The sequence below is a fragment of the Bradyrhizobium guangxiense genome (assembly GCF_004114915.1).
In the GTDB taxonomy this organism is placed as follows: domain Bacteria; phylum Pseudomonadota; class Alphaproteobacteria; order Rhizobiales; family Xanthobacteraceae; genus Bradyrhizobium; species Bradyrhizobium guangxiense.
Genome location: NZ_CP022219.1, coordinates 3,622,416 through 3,635,374, shown reverse-complemented (window position 1 = coordinate 3,635,374; position 12,959 = coordinate 3,622,416). Strand labels below are relative to the sequence as shown.

Annotated in this window: 11 protein-coding genes and 1 tRNA gene; 8 read left to right on the top strand and 4 right to left on the bottom strand. The window is 63.8% G+C overall.

What is annotated here, in order from left to right; genetic code table 11:
• Nucleotides 1–115 precede the first annotated feature (115 nt).
• Nucleotides 116–655 carry a TRAP transporter small permease subunit gene (locus X268_RS17180; RefSeq protein ID WP_128929297.1) on the top strand — a complete coding sequence of 180 codons (540 nt, stop codon included), beginning with the start codon at nt 116–118 and terminating at the stop codon, nt 653–655.
• Nucleotides 652–2,256 carry a TRAP transporter large permease gene (locus tag X268_RS17175; protein ID WP_128926040.1) on the top strand — a complete coding sequence of 535 codons (1,605 nt, stop codon included), beginning with the start codon at nt 652–654 and terminating at the stop codon, nt 2,254–2,256. The genes X268_RS17180 and X268_RS17175 overlap by 4 nt, the downstream gene beginning before the upstream one ends.
• A 124-nt stretch (nt 2,257–2,380) precedes the next feature.
• Here the strand turns inward: X268_RS17175 and X268_RS17170 are convergent, their stop codons facing one another.
• Nucleotides 2,381–3,358 carry a GlxA family transcriptional regulator gene (locus X268_RS17170; RefSeq protein ID WP_128926039.1) on the bottom strand — a complete coding sequence of 326 codons (978 nt, stop codon included), beginning with the start codon at nt 3,356–3,358 and terminating at the stop codon, nt 2,381–2,383.
• Nucleotides 3,359–3,513: 155 nt separating this feature from the next.
• Between X268_RS17170 and X268_RS17165 the strand changes: the two genes are divergently transcribed.
• Together X268_RS17165 and X268_RS17160 are read left to right on the top strand one after the other, a co-directional pair.
• Nucleotides 3,514–3,777, top strand: a complete 264-nt coding sequence (locus tag X268_RS17165; RefSeq protein ID WP_128926038.1) for a tautomerase family protein — start codon at nt 3,514–3,516, stop codon at nt 3,775–3,777.
• 153 nt (nt 3,778–3,930) lie between these two features.
• The gene (locus X268_RS17160; RefSeq protein WP_128926037.1) at nt 3,931–5,070 is read left to right on the top strand and encodes an asparaginase; all 1,140 of its coding nucleotides are present in this window, start codon (nt 3,931–3,933) and stop codon (nt 5,068–5,070) included.
• A 174-nt stretch (nt 5,071–5,244) separates the two neighbouring features.
• Here the strand turns inward: X268_RS17160 and glnA are convergent, their stop codons facing one another.
• Nucleotides 5,245–6,654, bottom strand: a complete 1,410-nt coding sequence (gene glnA, locus X268_RS17155; protein ID WP_128926036.1) for a type I glutamate--ammonia ligase — start codon at nt 6,652–6,654, stop codon at nt 5,245–5,247.
• Nucleotides 6,655–6,805: 151 nt separating this feature from the next.
• The gene (locus tag X268_RS17150; protein ID WP_007603495.1) at nt 6,806–7,144 is read right to left on the bottom strand and encodes a P-II family nitrogen regulator; all 339 of its coding nucleotides are present in this window, start codon (nt 7,142–7,144) and stop codon (nt 6,806–6,808) included.
• 381 nt (nt 7,145–7,525) lie between these two features.
• On the opposite strand from X268_RS17150, the gene X268_RS17145 reads away from it, so the two are divergent.
• The gene (locus X268_RS17145; RefSeq protein WP_128926035.1) at nt 7,526–9,025 is read left to right on the top strand and encodes an NAD(P)H-hydrate dehydratase; all 1,500 of its coding nucleotides are present in this window, start codon (nt 7,526–7,528) and stop codon (nt 9,023–9,025) included.
• On the top strand, nt 9,025–9,468 hold the full coding sequence (locus X268_RS17140; protein ID WP_128926034.1) for a GNAT family N-acetyltransferase: 444 nt from the start codon (nt 9,025–9,027) through the stop codon (nt 9,466–9,468). The genes X268_RS17145 and X268_RS17140 overlap by 1 nt, the downstream gene beginning before the upstream one ends.
• A 134-nt stretch (nt 9,469–9,602) precedes the next feature.
• On the opposite strand, the gene X268_RS17135 is transcribed toward X268_RS17140, so the two are convergent.
• Nucleotides 9,603–10,907, bottom strand: a complete 1,305-nt coding sequence (locus tag X268_RS17135) for a multicopper oxidase domain-containing protein (protein WP_128926033.1) — start codon at nt 10,905–10,907, stop codon at nt 9,603–9,605.
• Nucleotides 10,908–11,061: 154 nt separating this feature from the next.
• On the opposite strand from X268_RS17135, the gene X268_RS17130 reads away from it, so the two are divergent.
• Nucleotides 11,062–11,146 (top strand) — tRNA-Leu (locus X268_RS17130).
• Nucleotides 11,147–11,318: 172 nt separating this feature from the next.
• Nucleotides 11,319–12,680, top strand: coding sequence for a trigger factor (tig, locus tag X268_RS17125; protein ID WP_128926032.1), 1,362 nt, complete (start codon nt 11,319–11,321; stop codon nt 12,678–12,680).
• Nucleotides 12,681–12,959 lie beyond the last annotated feature (279 nt).

The window sequence follows — 12,959 nt, the reverse complement described above, 5'->3', positions numbered from 1 at the left end:
GCGGAAGCATCAGGAGGGGTGGACTAGCTCCCGCGCAGAAATGGATGGCTGCTGACGCAGCGCCATGGTCCTGCTCGTTTGGGCTCAGCACTCAGCGAGCGGGGAAACGGCATCGATGCGCCCATTGTTGGCGGTAAGTACAGCTATCGACTGGCTGAATGAAAAGGTCGGCAACGTCTGCAACATCCTGGTGCTTGCCGCCTGCGTGGTCAGCGCTGCAAATGCGATGATCCGGTATGCCTTCAGCTACAGCTCCAACAGCTGGCTCGAGACGCAGTGGTATATGTTCGCCGTCATCGTGATGTTCGGCTCGTCCTATACCTTCAAGCGCAACGAGCATGTCCGCGTCGAAATCGTCTACCTCATGCTGTCCGAACGCGGCCAGCTGTGGCTGGACCTGATCGGGACTTTGGTTTTCCTCGTCCCGGCGTGCCTGCTCCTCAGCTACCTGTCATGGGCGATGTTCTACAACTCGTTCATCATCGGCGAAATGTCGAACAATGCCGGCGGCCTCCTGCGGTGGCCGATCAAGTTTGTCCTGCCGGCAGGCTTCTTCATGGTGGCATTGCAAGGCGTTTCGGAAGCGATCAAGCGAGCGGCGGCCTTGCGCGGTGAAGTCACCATCGATGCGAAATACGAGCGGCCGACCCAATGATCACGATCGAGATGATGCCGCCGCTGATGTTCGGCGGGCTGGTCCTGGCCATGCTGATCGGATATCCGGTCGCCTTCACGCTGGCCGCTCTCGGGCTGTCGTTCGGATTTCTCGCGATCCACGAAGGATTCTTCGGCTTCAGCTTCCTTCAGGCGATCCCGGAACGAATCTACGGCAGCGTTCTCGCAAACGAGCTGCTGCTGGCCATTCCATTCTTCACATTCATGGGCGCGATCCTGGAGCGATGCGGCCTCGCTGAGGACATGCTGGATTCAATGGGGCAGCTGTTCGGCCCCGTTCGCGGCGGTCTCGGCTATTCCGTGATCATCGTCGGCTTCATCCTCGGTGCCATCACAGGCACCGTGGCGGCGCAGGTGATCGCGATGGCGCTGATCTCGATGCCGGTGATGATCCGCTATGGCTACAACATGCGCTACATCACCGGTGTGCTTGCGGCCTCCGGGACCATTACCCAGCTGGTGCCTCCCTCGCTGGTTCTGATCGTGCTTGCGGACCAGCTCGGGAAGTCGGTCGGTGACATGTATCTCGGCGCCTGGGGCCCATCGATCCTTCAAATCGCACTGTTTGCGGGCTACACGTTTGCTCTGAGCGTGATCAAGCCGGGCCACGTGCCGGCGGTGCCGAAGGAAGCGAGGACGCTCAAGGGCTGGGCGCTCTGGCGCAAGTGCCTCTTAGGCATCATCCCGTCCGCCGTCCTGATCTTCGTCGTGCTCGGCACGATGATGCTGGGCCTTGCCACGCCGACCGAAGCAGGTGCGATGGGCGCAGTCGGCGCGATCGTCCTCGCGGTCATCCATCACAAGGATTTCAGCTCGGCCGGCCACAAGGTGCTGCTCGTCGGCGTCGCGGCGGCCGGTGTCGGCACCATCATCGGCATCTACTTCACGCCGAATCTGGCGTTCAAGATCGCCTTCGCGATCGCCTATCTCGCGGTTGCCTGGGTCTGCATCGAGGCAGCCAGGATCCCGGACCTGCGCATCCTGGTCAAGCAGGGCTACGAGACCACCATGCGCATCACCTGCATGGTGACGTTCATCCTGATCGGATCGACCTGCTTTTCGATCGTCTTTCTCGGTTGCAACGGCGGTGTCTGGCTGGAGCACATGCTGACATCGCTCCCCGGCGGCGTCTGGGGCTTCCTGATCTTCATGAACCTGTTCATCTTCTTCATTGCCTTCTTCCTCGATTTCTTCGAGATCGCCTTCATCATCATTCCGATGATCGCGCCGATCGCGCAGAAGCTGCTCGCGCCCGTCGTGGGGGCGGATGCCGCCTTGATCTGGTTCGGTGTCATGCTCTGCGTCAACATGCAGACCTCCTTCCTGCATCCTCCCTTCGGCTTCGCCCTGTTCTACCTGCGGGGTGTGGCGCCGAAGGAGGTCAAGAGTTCGGACATCTACTGGGGCGCGATGCCCTGGATCGGTCTGCAGGCGATCATGGTTGCGATTGTCATCGCATTCCCGATCACCGTCACCGGGCTGCTGGACGCTCCTAGGAAGGTGGATCTGGACAAGATCAAGATCGAGATTCCGGACGTCGAGCTGCCGCCGCCGCTCGATTTCGGCCAGCCGAAGGATTGAGGATTGTGCCTGGGATAAACCAATCAGTAGGAATTGGTCCGCTCTGATTTTCTCGGCTCTGATTTGTTCTTTGAGAACGAAGTGGAGTCGAATGCGGAACGAAAGCGGACGGCGCCAAAATGCCTCACATCGTCCGCTCCATCCGTCGCGCGCGATAGGCCTGCGGTGACATCAGCGTCAATTTCCGGAACGCCTTACGAAAGCTGCTCTCGTCCTCGTAGCCGGTCGCGCGTGCGATGGCCTTGATCGGCTGCGTCGTCGTCTCCAACAGCGTGCGCGCGTGCTCGAAGCGGCGGCGCATGATGAAGGCTTGCGGCGGCTCGTGCGTGAGCTCCTGAAACTTCCGATTCAGCGTGCGCTCACTGAGGCCGAGCTCACCGGCAAGGCGCTTGACCGTCATCGGGGCCTTGCCGGTGCGGCGAACCAGGAGGTCGGCCTTGGTCAGCAGTGGGTCTTGCGACAGCAGATAGCCGACCGGCATGAAGATCGACTGGCTGCGCTGCGCTGTGTCGATGACGACGTAGTCCGCGCATAGTTTTGCGGTCTGCTTGCCCTCGACCATCTCGATCAGTCTGAGCAGGAGATCGACCCACGACATCGGGCCGGCGGCGCAGACGATGCGGTCCGCAACCGTGATGACGGCGTCGGCGGCGAGGTCGATCGTGGGGTGACGCTGCCGCAACTCGCCTTGCAGCCACCAGGTGATGGTGGCGCGGCGGTTGTCGAGCAGGCCGGCTCCGGCCAGCAGGAACACGCCGCTGCAGAAGGCGCCGATCAGCCGCCCGTTCGCATGCTGCTGCCGGAGCCAGGCGCCGGCGCGGGCATATTGCGGTTGCAGCCGCTCCGCAGTGACATGATCGACGAGGTTGCCGGGGACGAGGATCGCGTCGAAGCGTCCGCGTTGTGCGATGGCGCCATCGACCGCGACCATCTGGCCGCCGCCGGCGCGCACCGGCCTGCCGTCGAGCGAGAGCGTCTGCCAGCTGAAGCGGGCTTTTGCGCCGCTCTGTTGCATCACGTGGTCGGCGAGCGACAGGATGTCGGCGACGCCTGATATCGCCGAGTGCATGCAGCCTTCCACCGCCAGAATAGCGAGCTTCATGAGACCTCCGGGCAGGACGTGGTGCATCCTATCGGATCGGGGGTGCGGGCGTGTGGCGGAAATTGCCTGATCTCTGTCTTATCCGCCACTGCCTCGCCGGTCACGATCAGGTCAATCTGCGCACCGTCGTCACACGACATGATTGGAGAGAGACAATGCCTTACGTCACCATTTCCACCGTCCGCGGCATCCTGGATGCGGCGCAGAAGAAGCAGTTGCTCGAACGCGTCACCGATTTGCTGGTCGAGGTCGAAGGGCAGGGCAATGTGGAATTCCGCCGCAACGTCTGGGTCAGGATCGAGGAGCAGGAGCCTTCGCACTGGTCGCTGGGCGGGATGCAACCGACAGCCGAGATCATCGCCGGCACGTTCGGTGCGATCGGGACGGACGGGCTGCGGATCGCGAGACCGAGGCCGTAGCCGTCTGGCGGGTAGAGCAGAGCAGGGCCCATCGCGACGCGATCGGCAAGATGATGTCCTGCGACGGCTCTGCCCGTCCTGCGTGCGGCTGCCCATCTTCGGCCCAATTGCGCGGTTTCGAATAGCTTGCCCGGGACAGCAGGAGGATATTCGATGATCAGCGACGCCGTCAGATCAGCACGTCACCGGCCCGGCCGGGTCTCGAGACTTGCCATTCCATTGATGTCTTTCGCGCTCTGGTCCGGCAGCATCGGCGTCTCGGCGCAGGCTGCAGAGCCGGGCAAGGATGCCTCCCCCGCCAATCTGCCGCGCGTTCTCGTGCTTGCGACCGGCGGCACTATCGCGGGCCAGGCCGACGCGCGTGCGACCGGCGCCTACAAGTCCGGCCAGATCACGGGCGAGCAGTTGATGCAGTCGGTGCCGGGACTGGACAAGCTGGCGAAGCTGAGCGCTGAGCAGATCTCGTCGATTGGGTCACAGGACATGAACGACAAGGTCTGGTTTGCGCTGGCCCGCCGTGTCCAGGAGGCCTTCGACAAGAACGAGGCCGACGGGGTCGTCATCACCCACGGCACCGACACGCTCGAAGAGACCGCGTTCTTTCTCGACAACGTGGTGCGCGGCGACAAGCCAGTGGTGATCGTCGGCTCGATGCGGCCGGCGACGGCGGTCAGCGCCGACGGTCCCGGCAATCTCTACGAAGCCGTGCAGGTCGCGGCCGATCCGCGCTCGCGCGGGCGCGGCGTGATGGCCGTGCTGAACGACAAGATTCAAGGCGCGCGCTCCGTCACCAAGACCAACACCACCAGCATCGAGACGTTCAGTTCCGCCAATGACGGGCCTGTCGGCTATGTCGACACCGCCGGGGGCATTCGTTTCATGGCGCAGGCTCCCGGGTTCAAGCGTGCGACCTATCCGCTCCCGGCGGGCGAGCAATTGCCGCGCGTCGAGATCGTCTACTCGCACGCCAACATGGACGCCGTTCCGATCGAGGACGCCATTTCGCACGGTGCCAAGGGCATCGTGCTGGCCGGCGTCGGCGACGGCAATACCTCGAAGACTGCGCTCGATGCGCTCGAAGCGGCCGCGAAGAAGGGCATCATGGTCGTGCGCTCGACGCGGGTCCGGTCCGGCTTCGTGACGCGCAACGTCGAGGTCGACGACGACAAGAACGGTTTCGTGGTGTCCGAGGACCTCAATCCGCAGAAGGCGCGCGTGCTCACCCAATTGCTGATCGCGGGCGGCGTGACGGCGCCGGCCGAGCTGCAGAAGGCTTTTACGGCGACGTGGTAGCGGCCGGCCTGCCAAAACGAAAAGGCGCTTCCATCGGAAGCGCCTTTTGTTTTGTTGCGACGGTTCAGGCCGCCTAAAGCGCGATGAGATTTAGATGAAACGTCATCGCGCTTTATGTTGTTGTTTGCGCATGATCTTTCCGGAAAACCGCTTCGCACTTTTCCGGATCATGCTTTAGCCCGAATAGTACATCTCGAACTCGACCGGGTGCGGGGTCATCTCGAAGCGGGCGACTTCGGTCATCTTCAGCTCGATGTAGGCGTCGATGAAGTCGTCGTCGAACACGCCGCCGGCCTTGAGGAAGCCGCGGTCCTTGTCGAGGTTCTCGAGCGCCTCGCGGAGCGAACCGCACACCGTCGGGATCTGCTTCAGCTCTTCCTTCGGCAGGTCGTAGAGGTCCTTGTCCATCGCCGGACCCGGATCGATCTTGTTCTTGATGCCGTCGAGGCCGGCCATCAGCATCGCGGCGAAGCCGAGATAGGGGTTGGCCATCGGATCGGGGAAGCGCACCTCGACGCGCTTGGCCTTCGGCGAAGCGGTGTAGGGGATGCGGCAGGAGGCGGAGCGGTTGCGCGCGGAGTAGGCGAGCAGCACGGGAGCCTCATAGCCCGGGACCAGACGCTTGTAGGAGTTGGTCGACGGGTTGGTGAAGGCGTTGATCGCCTTGGCGTGCTTGATGATGCCGCCGATATAGTGGAGGCAGGTCTCCGAGAGGTCGGCGTACTTGTTGCCGGCGAACACCGGCTTGCCGTCCTTCCAGATCGACTGGTGCACGTGCATGCCCGAGCCGTTGTCGCCATAGACCGGCTTCGGCATGAAGGTGGCGGTCTTGCCGTAGATGTGGGCGACCTGGTGGATGCAGTACTTGTAGATCTGCATGTGGTCGGCCATCAGCGTCAGCGTGTCGAACTTCATGCCGAGCTCGTGCTGGGCGGACGCGACCTCGTGATGGTGCTTCTCGACCTTGACGCCCATCTTGGCCATGGCGCCGAGCATCTCCGAGCGCATGTCCTGCACCGAATCCTGCGGCGGAACCGGGAAGTAGCCGCCCTTGGTGCGGATGCGGTGGCCGAGATTGCCGCCCTCATATTCGGTGTCGGAATTGGTTGGCAGCTCGGAGGAATCGAGGCGGAAACCGGTCTTGTAGGGGTCGGACGAATAGCGCACGTCGTCGAACACGAAGAACTCGGCTTCGGGGCCGACGAACACGCTGTCGCCCACGCCCATCGACTTCACCATGGCCTCGGCCTTCTTGGCGATGCCGCGGGGGTCGCGGTTGTAGGGCTCGCCGGTGGTCGGCTCGAGCACGTCGCAGGTGATGACCATGGTGGTCTCGGCGAAGAACGGGTCGATCGTCGCGGTGACCGGGTCGGGCATCAGGCACATGTCGGACTCGTTGATCGCCTTCCAGCCGGCGATCGAGGAGCCGTCGAACATCGTCCCTTCGGCGAAGATGTCTTCATCGATCATGCTGACGTCGAACGTCACATGCTGCCACTTGCCGCGCGGATCGGTGAAGCGCAGGTCGACGTACTTGACGTCGTTGTCCTTGATCGATTTCAGGACGTCTTTGGCGGTCTTCATGCATACCCCTTTTGGCTCTGCGGGTCAGTTTCTAGATGAGCAAAATTATTCTCGCTCGGGCGAGTTTTGCGCGACCGCACAAACGAAATCAGGCCGCCGAAGCAGCCTTATTTCTAGTCGGAGTGTCGCAAAATGCGGGATAGCACCCGGCTCAGATAGCGTCCAGCCCGGATTCGCCGGTTCGGATGCGGATCGCCTCTTCGATGTTGGAGACGAAGATCTTACCGTCGCCGATACGCCCGGTTTGCGCGGCGCGGCGGATCGCGTCGATGGCACGTTCGACCAGATCGTCGCCGATCACGATCTCGATCTTCACCTTGGGCAGGAAGTCGACGATGTATTCGGCGCCGCGGTAGAGCTCGGCGTGACCCTTCTGCCGACCAAAGCCCTTGGCCTCGGTGACGGTGATGCCCTGAAGGCCGACTTCCTGAAGCGCTTCCTTCACCTCGTCGAGCTTGAATGGCTTGATGATGGCTTCGATTTTCTTCACTGCGCGCCTCCCGGCCTTTCGATCAAATAGTAACGTCTTCGTCAGGATGCGCTTTTCTTCACGCACGATCTTGTCTTCGCTATGCCGGGAGTCCTGACCTGTCCGGCGACAACGGCCGGCGACACCCTGATAAACGCCAGTGAGCACGACGAACCGAAGCGGCTTCCTCGAAAGCAGGGTCTATGCCAAGTTGCAAATGCCCTGATTATCGGAGCGTTATCAGCCTTTTAACGAGCATCTCTGACGGCGGCGCCGGCCTGCACAAAATACCGAAGACTACGAAATAGGCAAACGGTTCAATATATATGCAGATCGTTGTTCCGCGCGCCGCGCCGACGCTGAAGATGCCTGTTGAAAAGGCGATTGTACTAGGGAAATGGCATGGAAGTTCTGACCAACGCCGAAATGCAGCGGGCGGACCAGCTCACCATCGCGGCCGGCACGCCCGGCTTCAAGCTGATGCTGAGCGCGGGCCAGGCGGTCGCCGAGGCCGCCCAGGCGCTGGTGGAGGAGGGGCCGATCCTGATCGTGGCTGGCCCCGGCAACAATGGTGGCGACGGTTTTGTCGCAGCCGCCGAGCTCGCCGCCCAGGGGCGGGAGGGCTCGGTGATCCTGATGTGCGAGCGCGAGCAGCTGCAGGGCGATGCGGCGTCCGCCGCGCGCGGCTGGAAGCACCCGGTGCTGCCGTTCAATCCGCAGGCGATCGGAAGACCTGCGCTGATCATCGATGCGCTGTTCGGCGCGGGCCTCAGCCGCCCCGTCGATGGCGAGGCACGGGAGATGATCGAGGCGATCAACGCCAATGGCGCGCTAGTGCTCGCGGTCGACCTGCCGAGCGGCATCAACGGCACCAGCGCGGCGGTGATGGGCGCGGCCGTGAATGCTGCCGAGACCGTCACCTTCTTTCGCAAGAAGCCGGCACATTTGCTGCTGCCGGGCCGGATGCATTGCGGCCGCGTGCGCGTCGCCGACATCGGCATCGACCCGCAGGTGCTGGACGAGATCGCGCCGCAGACCTTCGAGAACGATCCGGATGTCTGGGGCGCCGCCTTCCCGGTGCCGCGCATCGACGGCCACAAATATGCGCGCGGCCACGTGCTGGCGGTCTCCGGCGATGCAGCGGCGACCGGTGCTGCGCGGCTCGCCGCACGCGGCGCGCTGCGCGCCGGTGCGGGTCTTGTGACATTGGCGAGCCCACGCGATGCGCTCGCGATCAATGCGAGCGCACTGACTGCGGTGATGGTGCGCGCCGTCGACACCGCGATCGAGTTCGGCGACCTGCTCGGCGACAAGCGCTACAACACCTGCATGATCGGCCCCGGCGCTGGTGTCGGTGAACGCACCTGCGACTTCGTTCACGCCGCGCTGTCGGCGCAGCGGCATCTGGTGCTGGATGCGGATGCGCTGACCAGCTTTGCCGCAAAGCCCGAGCGGCTGTTCGAATCGATCAAGTCGTCACAGGACAATGCAGTCGTGCTGACGCCGCACGAGGGCGAGTTTCCGCGCCTGTTCTCCGACCTCAGCAACAAGCACCCCGGCCGCTCCAAGCTCGAGCGCGTGCGTGCCGCCGCCGAGCGTTGCGGAGCCGTCGTGCTCCTGAAGGGGCCGGATACCACCATCGCCGCGCCCGACGGCCGCGCCACCATCGCCGTCAACGCGCCGCCCTGGCTGGCCACCGCCGGCGCCGGCGATGTGCTGTCCGGCATCATCGCAGGCCTGCTGGCGCAGGGCGTGCCGTCGTTCGAAGCCGCCTGCATCGGCGTGTGGATGCATGGCGAGGCGGCAAGCGAAGCCGGGCCGGGCCTCATCGCGGAGGATCTCACCGAGACCCTGCCGGCCGTGCATCGGCGCATCTATGATGTGCTCGGGGTGGAATACTAGTGCTGAGGCAGCTCGCGCTCGCCGACATGGACATGGCCGCGGGCGTCCATCGGATGGCGTTTGACCAGGCGATGCCGTGGCTCGCCGGGCTGCACACACCGGACGAGGACCGCTGGTTCTATCGTGAGCGTGTCTTTCCGACGCGCCGCGTGTGGGGCCGTTTCGACGGCGATGAGCTTTGCGGGATCATCGCGTTTCGCGACGGCTGGGGCGAGCAGCTCTACGTGCTGCCGGTCGCGCAAGGCCGCGGCGTCGGCAGCGAGCTCCTCGACATCGCCAAAGGCGCCAGCGATCGGCTGGAGCTCTGGACCTTCCAGCGCAATGCGGCGGCGCGGCGCTTCTATGAGGCGCGCGGGTTCAAGCTGATCGAGGAAACCGATGGGGCACGGAATGAGGAGCGGGAGCCCGATGCCCGCTACTGTTGGAGGCGGCCGGGCCAATAAGTCGCTTGACTGCGTTCCGGCCCAGTAGGTGGCAAAGCCAAGCGTGCGCACCATGTTTGCCGGCATAAGGAAAATGGTGGGCACTGCGCGAAGAACGCCTTTGCCCACGCGACGAAGCCGAGCGCGTGCATAGCTCACTCCACCGCGTACCAGCGCACCAGCCGCGGCGCGGCCCAGTCGGTCACGACGGATTCGATCAGCCATCGTCCGGGTGCGGTCGCGGCGAAGGCGATGCGCTGGGTCTGGCCGGGTTCGATTGCGAGCGTGTGGAGCCAGTACGGCTTCCAGCCGTCGTCGAGCTTGTCGAGCAGGCGGAACGGATGACCGTGCAGGTGGAACACGGTCGCGATGGGGCCGAGGTTCTTCAGGGCGAGCACGACGGTGCGGCCGGGTTTGGCGCGGAAGGCGGGGGCAGACGCCGTGGAAAAGCTTGCAGGCCGCGCCCAGCCGGAATCAGGCGCGCCGAGCGCGACATCGAACCGCAGGGCACCTTTCAGATCGAGCTTCTCGGGCAGGTCGTTCGGGGGGAGTGGCTGCGGCGGCGCGAGCGGTGCGCGCCGCTCCAGCTGGCCTGACATCTTCAGGCCGCCCACCTGGCGGGCCTCCTTGCCGTCATGCAGCAGGAATGCGGCCGATGTGGCCGCATCCACAACGGCGTCGGCCCGTGCGCCGGGGGCCAGCACCAGCGCCCCGTTGCGCGCCGGGAACGGCTCGGCGGGCTGGCCGTCAAGGGCCATCACCTGAACGTCATGGCCCTCCAATTTGATCGCCAGAACAGTGCGTTGGGAGCCATTGATGAAGCGCAGCCGCAGCCGCTGATGGCCTAAGGCTGAGAGTTCGAATGAAGTCTGCCCGTTGACGGTATAGAGCGGGGTCGTGCCCGTCGGGTCCTGGCCCGGCGGGACCGCGGTGCCATCCGGCCGCAGACGCCATTCCTCGATCAACAGCACCTCGTCATGGTCGACGACTTCAGGGCCGGTCTCAGCCGCAATGATCGGGAGCGGGCGCGCGGGCTGCTTCAGGCCGTCCTCGAACAGGCGGAAGTCGGCCAGCAGGGTTCCAGCGTGAGGTATTGAAATAATTGAGGTTTCGACCGCGCTTGGCGGGGCGGGCGCGCGCCCCCGCAGCGGGGCGGCCGGGACCGCGCCATTCAGCCCGTACCAGACTGGCGCAAGCGGGACAGGGAGGTCGTTCCGAAACACCATCTCACAGCGGTCGCCACGCTTGAGACGGACGTCCTTGAGATGGCTTACGGCGGCCAGCTCCCAGATTGGTATAGCCGGCTGAGCGGGCTTGAGGGCCAGCGTTGCTGCTCTGGCCTGAAGAGCGAGCTGGGCGGTCACGAGCGGGCCTGCGCCGCCCGCGATCAGCCCGACCGCCGACGCTCCAAGCCCAGCCAGAACCTCGCGCCGATGAGGGTCAAAGATCCGCGGTTTCATGTCACGATCCCGACCACGCCACGCTGGATAAGTCCAGCCGCCGTGCCTACTTGAAGCCTGCCTCCATCAGGCCATTTTTTTGCTGCGAACAGTCAGGCACATGCTATAAGCCCGGCCGCCCGCGGCATCGCGGCCGGTCTAGATGCAACTTCACGCGGGCGTGGCGGAACTGGTAGACGCGCTGGATTTAGGTTCCAGTGACGAAAGTTGTGGGGGTTCGAGTCCCTCCGCCCGCACCAAGCGCTTATCGCGTTTGCACGGATTACGAGGACCGCTTCTGCGCGGATTTTGTCCGCATGAAGCCGGTTCGATGAACCACCGGCGGTGAGGCGTTTGCCTCGCGCCGGATCGATTAACGACAGCGTCCCGACGCATGCGCGCCGGGACCGAACGAAAAGAAGATTGGACGCCATGCAGGTCACAGAGACCCTCTCGGAAGGTTTGAAGCACGAGTTCAAGATCAGCGTTCCCGCGTCTGATCTCGACGCCAAGGCCGGTGCCAAGCTCGTTGACCTCAAGGACAAGGTTCGCATCAACGGCTTCCGCCCCGGCAAGGTGCCGGTCTCGCACCTGAAGAAGGTCTATGGCCGCTCGGTGATGGCCGAGACCATCGACCAGACCATCCGCGACACCAACACGCAGCTGTTCTCCGAGCGCGGTTTCCGCCTTGCGACCGAGCCGAAGATCACCATGCCGAGCGAGCAGGCCGAGGTCGAGGAGCTGCTGAGCGGCAAGACCGATCTGACCTACACGGTCGCGATCGAAGTGGTGCCGGCGATCGCGCTCGCCGACTTCAAGTCGTTCCAGGTCGAGAAGCCTGTCGCCGAAGTCGCCGACGCCGACGTCGACGAGGCGATCAAGCGCATCGCTGATTCCAACCGCGGCTACGCGGCGAAGGCGGATGGCGAGAAGGCCGCCTCCGGCGACCGCGTCACCATCAACTTCAAGGGCAGCATCAACGGCGAAGTCTTCGAGGGCGGCACCGGCGAAGGCATCCAGGTCGTGATCGGCTCCAACACCTTTATTCCGGGGTTCGAGGAGCAGCTGATCGGCATCGGCGCCAATGAGACCCGCACGCTGAAAGTGTCGTTCCCCAAGAACTACATGAACGACAAGCTCGCCGGCCAGCCCGCCGAGTTCGAGACCACTGCAACGCGGATCGAGGCGCCGCAGGATCTTGCGATCGATGACGAGTTCGCCAAGACGCTCGGTCTGGAATCCCTGGATAAGCTGAAGGAAGCCGCGCGCGAGCGTCTGTCCGCCGAGTTCGCCACTGCGACGCGCCAGCGCGTCAAGCGCGCGCTGCTTGACCGTCTCGACGAAGCGCATCGCTTCGAGGCGCCGCCGTCGCTGGTCGACGAGGAGTTCAATCTGATGTGGAACTCGGTCAAGGCCGAAATGGACTCCGCCGGTAAGACCTTTGCCGACGAGGACACCACTGAGGACAAAGCCAAGGAAGAGTACCGCAAGATCGCCGACCGCCGCGTGCGCCTCGGCCTCGTGCTCTCCGAGATCGGCGAGAAGAACAAGATCACCGTGACCGACGACGAGGTCGGCCGCGCCGTGATCGAGCGTGCGCGCTCGATGCCCGGCCGCGAAAAGGAGGTCTGGGATTATTACCGCAACAACGCCCAGGCGTTGGCCCAGCTTCGGGCCCCGATCTATGAGGACAAGGTCGTCGACTTCATCCTCGAGCTTGCCAACGTGACCGAGAAGAAGGTCTCGCGCGAGGACCTCTACAAGGACGACGAGGCGGAAAAGACCGCAGCCTGAGGCCGCCAGAGCGCTTTCGAGCGAGGATTGGGATCGGGGGGCAGCCATCTATTAAGGATGATCCGCGAAGAGGCCCAGCTAGCCAGATGGCCGGCTGGGCCTCTTTGTGCGAATCAGCTTCAACTGCCCGACGGATTAAGCCTTAATGCGCTCCGCACTTGTCAGAAGCGAATTGGGCTATATCTGTCGCTACGCCTTCTGCTTCTTACCCAAGTTCCTGCATCACAGGACGTCCATTCGCCTTCCGGCAAATCCAGCCAACTGGCAAGCCTGCCCGGC